We start from the raw sequence: 14,119 nt of genomic DNA on the forward strand, positions 1-14,119 counted from the left end.
TGAGTGCAGATTGTCCTCAGAATGAAATTCTGAAACTATATAAACGCTCGTCCACCTACGTGGACTATAACGTATAGCCTGCGTAGCACACCCTTAGTTTATTTAGCCGTGATTTCCGAGCGCAAGCGTGTTTTTTCCAAATAGGGATGCTCCCTTTTTCTGTGGCTCAACTACAGTGCATTTATTCTTAATTCCCGAACATCTAATGTTTCATTATAGGTAATAAAACCCAGCAATATATCTAAGAATTTTCTTAATTTTCCAGTCACGTGTTATCTCGGTCCACTAGCTTGATGGAAGACCAAATTCCCCCACCAACTGCATCTGAGTGAAAAACGATAATTTTTTGCAATTCTGCATTAGCGAATTTCAAGGAATATAAATTTAGCATCACTTCAAGCCCTTTTGATTAAGAAAATTCTCTTTTTAACTTACTATATTTACTCTACAAGACTTGATTTTTATTTCTTAAAGTTATTTCATTCTTCATGAATAACTCTTCATACTTGGTGCAACTCCCTCAAATGGGATACGGCTGAAGCCGTTAAGCCTTCTTATCGCCATTGCTGCTAATGTCTAAGTATCAACACCAAAAGTTCCTGGAACAAGGGAACACCAAAAATAAATTACCCCAAATCAGAAATTAACGTGCAGGGGAGCAGCGGACTTGCGCCCTTACGATGGGATGATTTTTTAATTGGAAGTCTTCTTAATTTTGTTGAGCGAGTGATAACCAGTTATGAACAAATACCTTGAAGGTAAAATAGCATTGGTAACGGGGGCAACGCGAGGTCTGGGCAAAGGAATTGCTGTTGGACTGGGTGAAGCAGGCGCTACTGTATATATCACAGGTCGTACTTTAGAATCCAACGATGGTTCTGGAAGTCTCCGGGAAACTGAGTCAGCCGTGAGAGCAGCTGGTGGAATTTGCATACCCATTCCTGTAGACCACAGCTCTGATGAGCAAGTGCGTTTGCTGTTCGAGCGCATCCAAGATGAGCAAGGAAAGCTTGATGTGTTGGTGAATAACGTTTATTCAGGAGTTCAAGCATTAACAGATGCTTATGGAAAACCTTTTTGGGAGTGCGAACCGAATTTTTGGGATGCTTGCAACAATGTTGGACTGCGTAGCCACTATGTAGCGAGTGTTTTTGCGGCTCGGATGATGACGCAGTACCAGCAGGGATTGATTTGCACCATTTCTTCTTGGGGCGGTTTGTCTTATATTTTTGGGGTGCCATATACTGTGGGAAAGGCTGCTTGCGATCGCTTAGCAGCAGATATGGCAATTGAATTGAAACCACAGAATATTACCTCACTTTCCATTTGGCCGGGAATTGTTGGTACCGAACATATCACTCGTTTAGCCGCTCAGATGAAGGAAAATGAGGCAGCAGACCAACAAAGTGCTGTCTTTAAGGAGGGATACAATTGGGAAACTCCTTTGCTTACAGGACGGGTAATTGCCGCTCTTACAGCAGACCCAACTTTAATGCGTCGCACGGGAAAAGTGCAAATTGTTGCTGAACTAGCTCAATATTATGGATTGGTAGACCAAAATGGCGATCGCCCTGTATCGTTGCGATCGCTCAGGTTTCTCATTCCCTTTGCCATACCCGCACTGCGAAAATATTCATGGCTGGTGCCCAATCTCAATATACCTTGGTCGCTATTACTATTAATTACTGCAAGCTCGCCAAAAGTTTAACTTTAACTCGAGCAAGCAGAGTTGTATATATTGTGGAGGCTAACACTTCAATTCCCCGAATTTAGGGCTCCACCAACCTTTTTGGGTAGTAAAAAAAGCCACATCTTTATGTTTCTGGTCATTTCGAGATTTGGGGTCAGAACAGCGGAGCATTTTTTTACTTTGCCCTTCTTTTACATAGCTATACTCCTCTAAAGGTTTTTTACATACCGGACAGGGATATTCTGTGATTTGTGCAGGGGGCTTTTGGGGGCTTTCGCCTGTGGTTGCTTTTGAGCGTGGTGCTTCCCATGTTTTGCTATACTCACTCCAAAAAAGAACGACATCTTCACACCCACTCACGCATTTCAGAAAGTATTTCTTCTTAACTTTACTGCTCTTGATTTTGGCTAAGTGATTCTTGCACTGAGGACAACGAGTTCTGGAAGTCTCAAATTTACTTTTATCAACAGAGGGCGCTTTTACTCCATTCGATGAACTCACAACTACAGTTTTTGCTTTTACCAGTGCAGGTGCAAAGTAATTCTGGTTCCAATTTGTTAGGTAGTTCTGCCATGGCTGTTTCCCAGACGCTATCGCATCTAGAGCATCTTCCATCTTTGCAGTAAATTCTGTTTGTAGCAAATCGGGTAATGCTTTTAATAAAAAAGCGTCCACTTCCAAACCCAAGGCAGTTGGTTGTAAACTATCTTTTGTTAACTGCACGTAATCTCGTTTCTTGAGGGTAGCAATTGTGGGAGAATAGGTACTCGGACGACCAATCCCTTTGCGTTCCATCAGTTGGACTAATTTTGGTTCGCTGTAGCGTGGTGGTGGTTGCGTTTGCTTTTTCTCGTGTCCTGCATTTTCTAAAGTTAGAATTTGTCCCTCGTGTAAGGTTGGCAAAAGGGTATCTTTGCTGAGGTTTGACCAGTATCGGGCGTAACCTAGAAATTCAACAACTTGTCCTCTTGCTTGCCATAAAATTTCACCAGACTGAACGATTATCAAGGTTTTACGCAATTGCGCGGGACGACATTGGGATGCGATCGCACGTTTCCAAATCATTACGTACAGGTTAAACTCATCTGCAGGCAGTTCTACTCGCAACTCGGCTGAAGGACGAAACACGTTAGTCGGGCGGATTGCTTCATGAGCCTCTTGAGCCGTTTTGTTACTCCGATGTCTGGCAGTTTTCGGCGGTACATTTTGCGGATCGTTTTCCTCCAACCATTTTCGAGCATCGGCGCAAAACTCAGGGCTGAGCATCACTGAGTCCGTCCGCATATATGTAATTAACCCCGCCTCATACAACTTTTGAGCTAAAACCATAGTCCGGTCAGGAGCAAATCGCAGCCTTGAACCCGCCGCTTGTTGGAGGGTAGAAGTGATAAACGGTGGAGGTGGTTGGCGGTTGGCAATCTTACCTTCAAATTTAACGACTTGGTGTGGATGACGCCGCGCCTCTTCTACCAAACGATCTGCTTCGGCTTCAGAAAGAACGCGAGTTGACTCTGGGGCATTTTTGGTGTTACTTGCTGCATCGTCGTGTGCTTCCGTTTCCGGTTCTGAAGACTCGGCGCGTTCGCCCACTTTTCCTTTATAAAAAGCGCGGAAGCCCTCAGCATAATCTACCCACACACTCCAATAATCTTGAGGAACAAAAGACTGAATTTCCCTTTCGCGCTGGCAAATCAAGTGTAAAGTTGCGCTTTGGACTCTACCAACACTTTTTGCTCCATTATTCAAAGCCCAGACTAACGGGCTACCCTTGTAACCAACTAACTTATCCAGACAATCTCGGCACAATCCCGCCCCTATTAAATCTAGGTCAAGTTCTCTAGGATGGGCAATGGCACTCCGAACCGCAGACTCAGTAATTTCTGTATACACAACCCGTTTTGGGTTTTTGAGTCCCAAGGCTTCTTTAAGATGCCAAGCAATAGTTTCTCCCTCTCTATCTGGATCTGTCGCTAAGACAACTTCTTGAACCTGCTTGACAGCCGCCTTTAGCTGTTGAATCGTTTCCCGTGCTTGTTGGTCGCGAGGTATGTAACGACATTGTACGCTGTTGCCTTCCATCACAAATCCCAAAGAATCCTCACCTTCATTGCTGAGTTCGCGAATGTGACCGCAACTAGCACGCACGATCCAATCGCTTCCCAGGATTTGACTGAGTTTTTTGACTTTACCGGGGGACTCAACCACTAGAAGGCGTTTGGGCATAGCACCTTACCTTTTGATGTCATCTAAACAGAGGGATGCTTTGTTTTTTATAGTACACTTGTTTTGAACGTCTTGCACTCTTCATAGTGCGCTCCACCTATAATAGAAGAACTTAAAGCCAAGCCTGACAACAGTTATGCTGTCACCTGAAATCCCTGTTGCCTTACCAAGCACCAATCAACTAGCTTGCTCAGATGATACACCTGTGGATAACGAAGACCAAAATTTCTTGCCCAATGTTTTACTGTTTTTGCTGAACTCAATTTGGGCAAAGCGTCTGGATTGGTTTTTTGGTGTAGATATGGCAATATATCACACCACAGGAGTCAATTCTAGAGTGCCTGTGGTACCTGATGGCTTTTTGAGCTTGGGAGTGGAACGTAAAAAGGGGGGGAAATCTCGCAGAAGTTATGCAGTTTGGGAAGAAAAGGAGATAGTTCCCATTTTGACTTTGGAGATAGTATCCCAAACACCAGGGGGTGAATACGATGAGAAACTAGATATCTACGCTAAACTTGGTGTGTTGTACTATGTGATTTATAACCCAGAATATTGGCAACGCGACCAACATCAACCGTTTGAAGTGTATAAGTTGATAGATGGTAATTATCAATTGCAAATTGGTGAACCTTATTGGATGCCAGAAGTAGGTTTGGGGATTGGACGATACCAAGCTACCGTTGCTGGTATTCAACAACAACTATTGTCTTGGTATGACAAAAAAGGCGATCGCTATTTAACAGCAGAAGAACGAGCAGAACAGTTAGCGCAGTATTTACGTTCAATTGGCGTCGATCCCGATTCTCTACCAAGTCAGTAAAAAGCCCATTTGAGCCAGCAAGTTTGTGTGTTGGTGCGTGAATTTCAGTAAGTAAATTGGTTTACATGAGAAAAATTCTATAGCGATGAAATAGGATTGCTAATAATTGAGAACTGCTATAGATTTTCAAATTCAACTTTATCATAAAGATCCATAAGACTGATTTCAAAAGAAATAGAATTTAGAGACAATGTTTCATTAAGTTCATCATATTCAAGAAAAGACCAGCGTTTATTATCTGTTTTAAAAAAATGTTCTATATGGACTTTATATTGGTCAATTAACAAATATTCCTGAAAAGTTGGAATAGTACGATAAGCTAAAAATTTCTCATCTTTGTCATAACTTCTAGTTGCGGCTGATAAGACTTCAGCAATGATGAATGGATTAATAAGAGTATCTCGTCTTCCTTCTTGTAATTGCAATTCGCCCCGAACTACCATAACATCAGGATAGGTGTAAATTCGTTTTTTAGGAATCCACAACCGTTGATCGGTGACAAAAACTCGATAGGGTTGACGTTTGAGAGCAAAATTTAGTGCAGCATAGAAGTTTCCTGCAATTTGATTGTGATTTGGTGTCCCACCAGTCATAGGAATAATTTCACCGTTAATGTATTCATGACGTTGTTCTGAGTTAAGCTCTAATTCTAAATATTCTTCGCTTGTATAGTTTTTTTTCTCGTTAGCTTGCATTACCATTGGTTTGAATCCTCAAGCTTCAAGTTAGTAGTTATATCATTTTACAAAAATGATGATAAAAATTGATAATGGAGAGACGCTTCAAACAGCACGTCTCTACATACCGATTCAGCCACACTCGTTATTTATGAGGTTTCTGTGGAAAATCAAAGTCTTGCAAATCCTAAACCCTTCTTGCTCCAACCATCAAGTTATCAGGTTTGGGCACAGGCAATTGCTCGATTTCTCTATCAAGGTGGATATGGGACTATCCAATTCTTTATCCCTTTAATTTTTGTCAATCAGTTGAATTTTTCAGCAACAGTGGTTGGGTTTGCGGTAGGCTGTGGGGCGCTTGCTGGAGTCGTAGGGCATTTCTTGGGAGGTTATTTAGCTGATTCTCCCGCATATGGTCGCAAACGAACACTGTTATTTTCGGCTTTGTTGTCAATTTTAGCAGCGATCGCATTAGCATTGCTTCCCAATTTATCCATGCTGATTGTCGTAAATTTGCTGATGGGGTTGAGCGCCGGATGTTATTGGACAGCAGCTGATGCTGCAGTTATTGATGTCACTCCTCCAAAAGAACATCAAAAAGCATTTGCCATTCTGGTACTGGCAGATAGTATTGGCAGTGGTTTGGGAATCTTGAGTGGTGGGCTCGTACTTTCTACAGTCACGCAACCGCAAACGCTCTTTTTAATGGCAGGGTTGATTCTCTTGGTGTTTTTGGTAACAATCCAAGTTGCGATCGCCGACTCTCATCAAGAGGCGAACGAACATTCCAATCCACTCCAAGGATTTAGTTTGGCATTAAAAGATAGCTCCCTGCAAGTCTTTATGTTAGTTAATGTTCTTTTTACAACTTATATTGCTTTGGTTAGCACTACATTACCGCTGTATTTTACAAACTTTGTTTTTATTGGGATTTCACAGACGAATTCAGATGCAGGCTCGTCATTAGTCAGTGTGGCAAATCTCTTTACTTGGTGCTATGTCGGCATTGGTTCGGTGTTGCAATTACCGCTAGTACAACTATTAACTTCACTGTTGAATGTTCGAGTTCTTACAATCTCAATGTTGTTATGGAGTGCTGGATTCATTTTAGTTTGGGCAACTCATCTGATGCCATCAATTGCCATCTTTGGAACTATTGCTGCATTTTCTGTCTTGTCCATTGCAAGTGCCATCTACAAACCATTTGCACCAGCACTAATAGCTGAGTTAGCGCCGCAATCATTGCGAGCAGTTTATCTTGCTATCGGCTATCAATGTTGGTCAATTGGCTATTTTGTCGGTCCAATTTTAGGCGGATGGGCAATGGATCGTTCCCCAGCGATCGCTCACGGTTTATGGATTGCAATTTCTATCAGTAGCGTGTTCGGTTTATTCATGCTGCACATTCTCCGACTGAAGAAGTTTTCTCTTGACTCGCCTTAATTGAGATTGGCGATCGTAACGGGAGCATCCCAATTTGCAAAAAACACGTTGGCGATTGAAATCGCCGCTATACAAGCTAAGTCCCTCCGGGTTCGCCAGTCGCCTACGGCGGGAAACCCGCCTGCAGCGCCGGACTCACCACCTACGTGGACTTAATAAGAAGTCCTTGTCTTGCGGTGAGTCCGAAGGGACGAGCGTTTATATAGCCTGAGAATTCTATTCTGAAGGCAATTGGCACTCTTTGGGATGCTCCCGCTCGTAACTATGCTCAAAAACCGAGCGATCGGCGAACAGGCTAACACTCTTTGATGCTAGTTAACTATACAATACAGGTGCGATCGCAGCAGCAGGTAACCAGGGTAAATTGTTGGTGAGATAGTATAACCAAATGGATCGAGGCTTTTTTTCACTTGGCTAAAATAAGACTTCAATAGCCATTAACAATTAGCCATTAGCCATTAGCCATTAGCAATTAGCCATTAGCCATTAGCCAATCAGGTCTTTGTGCAATCAACACTTCTGCTGCTTGACTGTCCAAAGGTTTAGAAAACCAATAACCCTGTCCGTATTCACAGCCCAGTCTTCTCAATTCAGCCAGCTGTTCAACCGTTTCGATTCCTTCCGCAATAACATTCATTGATAAATTGTGTGCCAATGCCAAAATAGTGCGGACAATCTCAGTATCCTGATTTTGAACCCCAATCCTCTGAGTAAAGGAGCGATCGATCTTCAAAAGATGAACGGGAAACTGGTGCAGATAACTTAATGAAGAATACCCCGTCCCAAAATCATCAATGCAAAGCTGTATGTTACGATCGCTCAATTGCTGCAACACATCCCTTGTCACTTCTGAATAAGTCATTAAAGTGCTTTCTGTAATTTCCAGCTTTAAACTGTCTCCCCGAAGATCCATGTGACTTAAAACCCGATCGATACGTTCAATCAAATCTGATTGCGAGAGCTGCTTCACCGAAAGGTTAACGCTCATTGTCAGAGGTAAGCGATCGCTAAATTGCAATTGCCAAACGCGCAACTGACGACATGCTTCTAGCAACACCCATTCCCCAATAGGAACAATCAGCCCTGTTTCTTCTGCTAAGGGAACAAATTCAGAAGGCGAAATCAACCCCTTCTCCGGATGCAACCATCGCACCAGCGCTTCAAACCCTTCCAATCTCCCAGTTTGCAGCGATACAATCGGTTGATAATAAACTTGCAATTGTTGGTGTTGGATCGCCCATCGCAAATCTGTCTCTAGCTGTAGCAGCAATGTGGCTCTATCTTGCATACTCGTATTAAAAATAACATAACAAGATTTCCCGCCTGCTTTTGCTTGATACATTGCAATATCCGCAGCACGCAGCAATTCTTCCGCACGATTGTACCCCGTCACACTAGAAACAATCCCAATACTGACGGTATTGAAAACCTTATAACCATTTAAATCAAACGGTACATTGAGCGCTAACTGAATGCGATCGGCAATCAGGGCTTCATCTTCTGGAGAATCTAATAAAATAATAAATTCATCCCCTCCCAATCTCGCAATTATATCCATCGGGCTGAGGCAAGATTTTAACCTTCGAGCAATAGCAACTAAAAGCTCATCTCCAACCATATGCCCCAAACTATCATTAATTACCTTAAAACGATCTACATCCAAAAACAACACGGCAAATCGATAATCCCGGTGCTTCTGCGTTCGCCGAATAGCTTGCTCCAATCGTTCGGTAAATAGCAGCCGATTGGGTAATCCAGTCAAGGTATCGTGGAGGGCATCATAAACCAGTTTATCCTCCATTTGCTTTCTTTCTGTAATATCGCGAAAAAAGATAGATAAGCCTTCATCATCAGGATAAACATTGACTTCCAACCACTTCTTGCTAGGTGGATAAAACTCTTCAAATTGAATGTGGTTTTTATTCTTCATAGCTTCATGATATCGCTGGTAAAACACGGTATTTATAACGATTGGATAAGTCTTCCAAAAGTTTTGTCCCAAAAGTTCCTCACCAGCTTTTCCCAATTGCCGTTCGGCTTGTTGATTGACATAGACAATCTGCCATTGCCGATTCACAGCAATAAATCCATCTGTAATTCGCTCTAAAATTCGAGAAGTTTGTTCTGTTTTCAGTTGTAGAAATTGGTTGAGTTCTTCCCTATTTCTGAGTAACCGTGCGTTCTCAATTGCGATCGCCATCTGTGTAGACAATAAATTCAATAATTCCACTCGTTCTGGTTTAAACGCAGCCGTGGCTAAGTTATTCTCCAAATAAAGCACGCCAGATAATTTCCCCTGATTGACCATTGGAGTGCAGAGAATAGATTTGGGCTGTTGTTGGCGAATATAAGGATCGGATGCAAATTGATTGTCGCGAGTTGCATTGTCTAGAACTATGCTGTTTTGAGTGCGAGCAACATAATTGACAATAGCAACACAAACATTTTGGCACTTTTGAATGGGAACGGGCTGTCCTATATAAATTGTCTCGCCATCCGCCATACCTGTTGCTTCCATTAACAGCTGACCATCTGTTTCTAAAATCAACCTTCCTATCTGTGCTCCAGCATTTTCAATCGCTACCTTCATAAGAGTTGATAACAGACGGGTGAGAACAAGCTCGCTTGCAATTGCTTGAGACGCTTTCATGACAGTTTCCAAATCTAGCGTCTCGGAACGGCTACTTGTGGAATCGGTCACAGAAATTTTGGCACTGGTTTCTAAAGGTTGCTCGAAGAATTCTGGAAACTTTGTCTCCAAATCTCTAACTTTTGCCATAGCCCCCCATCTGAGATAGCGGTAACGGGCTTCCTGTATGCAGGTTTTAGCAAACACAACCTTTCCTCTAGCCGAATAAACCATAGCAGAGCGCTCGTAAGCAATAGCCGCCTCTTGAGTGTACTCGTGTTCGTCTGCAAGGGTAATGGCGCGATCGTATAACTCCATTGCTTGAAACTCTTCACCCAATACGCGATGCTGTTCTGCTTGCATCAAAAAAAATTTGTGCTGGTAGTTCATGGGAGCATGTCGCGCCCATCGTTCCATTTGTTCGAGATCCAATTTCACTTTGCTCAGAATCTCAATCTGCTCCGGAGGTGATGCTTCAGCATAAATCGCCAATCGGGCTAACGCATCATAAAAGTGGAAGAATGCAATGCTGACTTGTCCTGCAACTCCATCAAGATAAGCTGCTGCTAAATCCGCATTTTCCACTGCTTGCTGTGGTAGGTTAAACCAGCAGCAAAGCATAAGTTTATTTAGATAGAGTAGAAACAAAACTTGGCGATCGTTTGCTTGTTGCAATAAAGGTAGCGATTGTACTTCATTGTAAGCATTCCCTATTAAGAGATGGGTATGGGAAGAACCTGCTGTTAAGTTCAACATCGCTTGTTTGAACATTGCGATCGCATGAGCGTTTCTTGTTTGCTTTAGAGATGTTAAGTCATAAATATAATTGGATGCCAATTGTTCTATTTCAGCGAGAAACACCCCAGCAAAGAAAGCTTGATCGCAATGATGAAGCGCCGTATAACCAGCAAATTCAAAGTCTCCGTTCTCGATACCTGCTTGATAGCAGTCTTGTAAAGGACTCAGAGTTGCTCTCAGATGAGTTTTCCAATAGCGGGTTCCCGCATGGACGGGTAGGAGCGTTCTACAACGAATTGGTTTGTAGTTCAGCTTTTCCAACAATGCTAGAGCCAAATCACTAAATTGACAGCCTGCTTCAATATCAACTCCACAAAGAATTAAACCGTATACAGCGTAAGGAAAAGGAGAAATCTCTGCATTTCCGTACTCAATCGATAGATTGACTTGCTTAATGACAATCAATGGGAATAATTCAGGGGTGCTAACGTGTGCTGCAGGAATAGCACTAGATAACACTCGCATGGCTGCAAGGACTCTAGCTTCCGTCATTTGGGGTAAATTGATTAATGATTCAATAGAGACATCAGCCAATCGAGCGATAGTTTCTGTAAGCGCCTTTTCAACATCTGCTTGAGTTGCTGGTGTTGGAAAGTTTACTTCTAACAAAGATAGTATCTCTAAAGCGATCCTAAGCGCTTCTATTGGATATCCCTGTACGAGTAGGGCTTGAATTTTAACTTCGTAAACTCGTACTTTATGCAATACCGTTCGTGCTTGCTGTAGTGTCTTTTGAGCTAACTGTTCCATGCGCTCAAATTCACTATTAAGAAAAGCAACTTCAGTTGCTGCTTGGTACAATTCTAGTGTGAGATTGTACTGTTGTTGCCAACTGTCTTCTGCTAGCAACCTTAATCCCATTCGCAAGTAACTAAATGCTGAATCATAAGCAGCAGAGGCTTTCGCTTTTTCTCCTACCATCAAATTGAGTTGCGCCAGTTTGTTTCTGTCCTGCTGCTGCTCGATCAATTCTTGCCCTAAATTCAGTTGATTGACAATATCAAAATATCTTTGCTCTTGCTGTTGGGAATCGCTATTAAAAAGCAACAATTGTCCAATTTGGTAATGAATCTTTTGGCGATCGCTTGCTGGTATAAGTGAGTAGACGGCTTGCTGAATTCTATCGTGTACGAACTTACATTCAACAACTGCCTGTTCTTGAATACCCAGTACAAGCAACTTATAATTATTGTTGAGAGGCATCACCAGACCCATAGCAACAGCGTCTTGAAGTACGATCGCCGTTTCTTGAGACGAGCGATGGTAAACCATTGCCAAAATATCTATTTCAAACTGATTGCCAATACAAGCTGCTAATTTTAAAATATTTTGAGTTTCGGATTTAAGTTGTTGAATTTTCAGAGCCAATAGTTCTATTACATTGCTTGTAATCTCTCTAGTTTTTATCTGCTCGATATTCCACTGCCATTTGCATAACTGCATGTTAAATTGCAAAAGATTTTCTGTATTCAGAGTTTTCAGAAACTCCTTGACAAAGAAAGGATTGCCACCTGTTTTATCTATGACAAGTTGAGCAAGAGGTTGAGCTTCTGCCGTAGTGCAGCTTAATGTTTCAGAAATCAGCATTGTCACATGATATAGTTCCAGTGGAGAAAGGACAATTTGCCGAATAGATCCTCCACTACGGCTAATTTCCTCTACGGTTACCAGTAAAGGATGGGCTGCACTGACCTCATTATCGCGGTAAGCCCCAATGGCAAATAGATGAGTGCTATCTGTTGCTGTTAGTAAGAGTTGTAGTAATTTTAAACTGGCTAGATCTGCCCACTGCAAATCATCTAAAAACAGTACCAACGGATGTTCGGGCTGAGCAAATACGCGAATAAAACTTTGAAAAACAAGGTTGAAACGGTTTTGTGCTTCTGCTGAACCCAACTCAGGGACTTCTGGCTGTCTACCAATAATCAGCTCTATCTCAGGAATAACATCTATAATGACTTGAGCGTTGGGAAGCAACGCTCCCAAAAGCTTTTCGCGCCACTGACATAACTGTTCTTCCTGCTCTGATAACAGTTGTCGCACGAGATCGGCAAAAGCATTCACGATCGCAAAGTAAGGGATATTCCTCTGGTACTGCTCGAACTTTCCCGCAATAAAATAACTCTGTTGCTGGGTTACGGACTTATAAAGTTCCTGCACGAGAGCAGATTTGCCAATCCCGGAGTAGCCAGATACCAGCACCATCTGGGTTTTGTTAGGGGATGCGATCGAAGGCTGAGAACTCTCGCTCATCTCCTTTTGCACAATTTGCTCAAATGTCGCAATTAGCATGGTAATTTCTTGCTCTCTACCATAAAGCTTTTGCGGAATTTGCAGCGCAGTTGATATATCTGTGCTAGCAAGCGGGAAAGGTTGGATAGTACCAGAATTCTGAAGTTGTCTCAGGCATTCTTCTAAATCTGTTTTAATACCTTTAGCACTTTGGTATCTTTCCTCTGCCATTTTTGCCATAAGTTTGAGAATGATTTGAGATATGGCAAGTGGAATTTCTGGTTTGCGCTTGTGGGGTGGTATTGGTTGTTTGGCAAGATGACAGTGTACTAACTCCAGCAAGTTGGTGGTATTGAAGGGTCTTTGCTGGGTAAACAATTCGTAGAGAGTGACACCTAAAGAGTAAAAATCGCTGCGGTAGTCGAGGGATCTGTTCATTCTACCCGTTTGCTCCGGGGACATATAGGCCAAAGTCCCCTCTAAAATGTGGGGACTGGTAAGGATGGGATTTTCGCGAGCAAAAATAGTAGAAATGCCAAAGTCAATAATTTTTAACTGTCCCGTAACCGGATTGAAAACAATATTTGAGAGATTTATATCTTTATGGATGACATTCTGTAGGTGAATTTCACCTAGTATTTCAGTGATTTGGATGCCGAGTTTAATAGCTGTTTCTATGGAAAATTGTTGGTGCTTCATCAATAAATTCAAAGCTTCCCCACCAAAATCCTCTACAGTCATTACCAAACTATGCCGATATTGTTCCAGGCTATAAGCTCTGACTGTACCCTCCAAGGTTAGGTGGCGGGTAATCTCGTACTCTAGTTTAAAACGAGCAATTTCCTCAGGAGGCGGGTACTCTTGCTTGAGTATTTTGAGGATAACGGGAAATCGATCCGAAAGCCTGCATCCTCGATAAACTAATGATTTGCTACTTTCGTAAAGTTTTTTTGTAATTTCATAACCTGCGATCACTATCATCGAAGATTTGTAATGTTATGTGTATACCGTCCACAAACAAGATCGTTAACAAGTCATGTCATTAATATTACATTAATTCTTCATACAAAATCGATAGAGTAAAATCGCGTACTGTCATGCTTTAGTTAGAAATTTTTGGGAAAGTTGGAAAAATACAGCAGTTTTTTATAAAAAAATTCAAAATCCCCAGAATGATGTTTTAAATCGGGCTGATACTTGAACCTATTTTGCTAACAGACGAATCACAGCTATCCAAATTGGGATACTCCTCTGTGCTAGTAATACTTCGAGATACTCTAAAATTTGTTGCTTAATATTAATCGCTATCATCAACAATACCTTTGCCAAAACGCCTTCACTCTAGAAAAGTGAACGACAGGCGCTACAACGGGGGGCTTTGGGGTCCTCACGAAGTGGGGTTGGGGGAAACCCAGAGCAGTTGCTTCAACGGGGGGAACCCAGAGCAGTCGCCTCAAAGGGGGGAACCCAGAGCAGTTGCATCAACGGGGAGAACCCCCCTTCGGGTTCACCAGTCCCCTGTAGAGGGAAACCCTCCTATGGCGCATTCGCGCCACGCTACGCTATCAGGGCTAGATTCACCGCAACGCACTGCCTCGGCTATACAA

At 42.4% G+C, this 14,119-nt stretch carries 6 protein-coding genes; 3 read left to right on the top strand and 3 right to left on the bottom strand.

The features are described 5' to 3' along the window. The first annotated feature begins 739 nt into the window (after window positions 1-739). A complete protein-coding gene (locus HC643_RS21315) occupies window positions 740-1,708 on the top strand; it encodes an SDR family NAD(P)-dependent oxidoreductase (protein WP_038085255.1) in 969 nt (322 codons plus the stop codon). A 39-nt stretch (window positions 1,709-1,747) separates the two neighbouring features. Here the strand turns inward: HC643_RS21315 and topA are convergent, their stop codons facing one another. Next, window positions 1,748-3,913, bottom strand: a complete 2,166-nt coding sequence (gene topA, locus HC643_RS21320) for a type I DNA topoisomerase (RefSeq protein WP_038085257.1) — start codon at window positions 3,911-3,913, stop codon at window positions 1,748-1,750. A gap of 136 nt (window positions 3,914-4,049) precedes the next feature. Between topA and HC643_RS21325 the strand changes: the two genes are divergently transcribed. Beyond that, window positions 4,050-4,733, top strand: coding sequence for a Uma2 family endonuclease (locus HC643_RS21325; RefSeq protein WP_038085260.1), 684 nt, complete (start codon window positions 4,050-4,052; stop codon window positions 4,731-4,733). A 116-nt stretch (window positions 4,734-4,849) separates the two neighbouring features. Here HC643_RS21325 and HC643_RS21330 read toward each other — a convergent pair whose 3' ends face one another. Further along, complete coding sequence (locus tag HC643_RS21330; RefSeq protein WP_038085263.1) at window positions 4,850-5,434, bottom strand: Uma2 family endonuclease; 585 nt, start codon at window positions 5,432-5,434, stop codon at window positions 4,850-4,852. 138 nt (window positions 5,435-5,572) lie between these two features. Between HC643_RS21330 and HC643_RS21335 the strand changes: the two genes are divergently transcribed. Next, window positions 5,573-6,853 (top strand): MFS transporter, encoded by a 1,281-nt coding sequence (locus HC643_RS21335; RefSeq protein ID WP_038085266.1) that lies wholly within the window; start codon window positions 5,573-5,575, stop codon window positions 6,851-6,853. A 472-nt stretch (window positions 6,854-7,325) separates the two neighbouring features. On the opposite strand, the gene HC643_RS21340 is transcribed toward HC643_RS21335, so the two are convergent. Beyond that, on the bottom strand, window positions 7,326-13,493 hold the full coding sequence (locus HC643_RS21340; RefSeq protein WP_038079833.1) for an EAL domain-containing protein: 6,168 nt from the start codon (window positions 13,491-13,493) through the stop codon (window positions 7,326-7,328). Window positions 13,494-14,119: the final 626 nt, after the last annotated feature.

It is taken from the genome of Tolypothrix bouteillei VB521301, from assembly GCF_000760695.4.
GTDB classification, from domain to species: Bacteria; Cyanobacteriota; Cyanobacteriia; order Cyanobacteriales; family Nostocaceae; genus Scytonema; species Scytonema bouteillei_A.

Bases quoted from the DNA above. Each gene is read 5' to 3' on its own strand.
- HC643_RS21315 (WP_038085255.1), top strand. From the start codon at position 740: ATGAACAAATACCTTGAAGGTAAAATAGCATTGGTAACGGGGGCAACG.
- topA (WP_038085257.1), bottom strand. From the start codon at position 3,913: ATGCCCAAACGCCTTCTAGTGGTTGAGTCCCCCGGTAAAGTCAAAAAA.
- HC643_RS21325 (WP_038085260.1), top strand. From the start codon at position 4,050: ATGCTGTCACCTGAAATCCCTGTTGCCTTACCAAGCACCAATCAACTA.
- HC643_RS21330 (WP_038085263.1), bottom strand. From the start codon at position 5,434: ATGGTAATGCAAGCTAACGAGAAAAAAAACTATACAAGCGAAGAATAT.
- HC643_RS21340 (WP_038079833.1), bottom strand. From the start codon at position 13,493: ATGATAGTGATCGCAGGTTATGAAATTACAAAAAAACTTTACGAAAGT.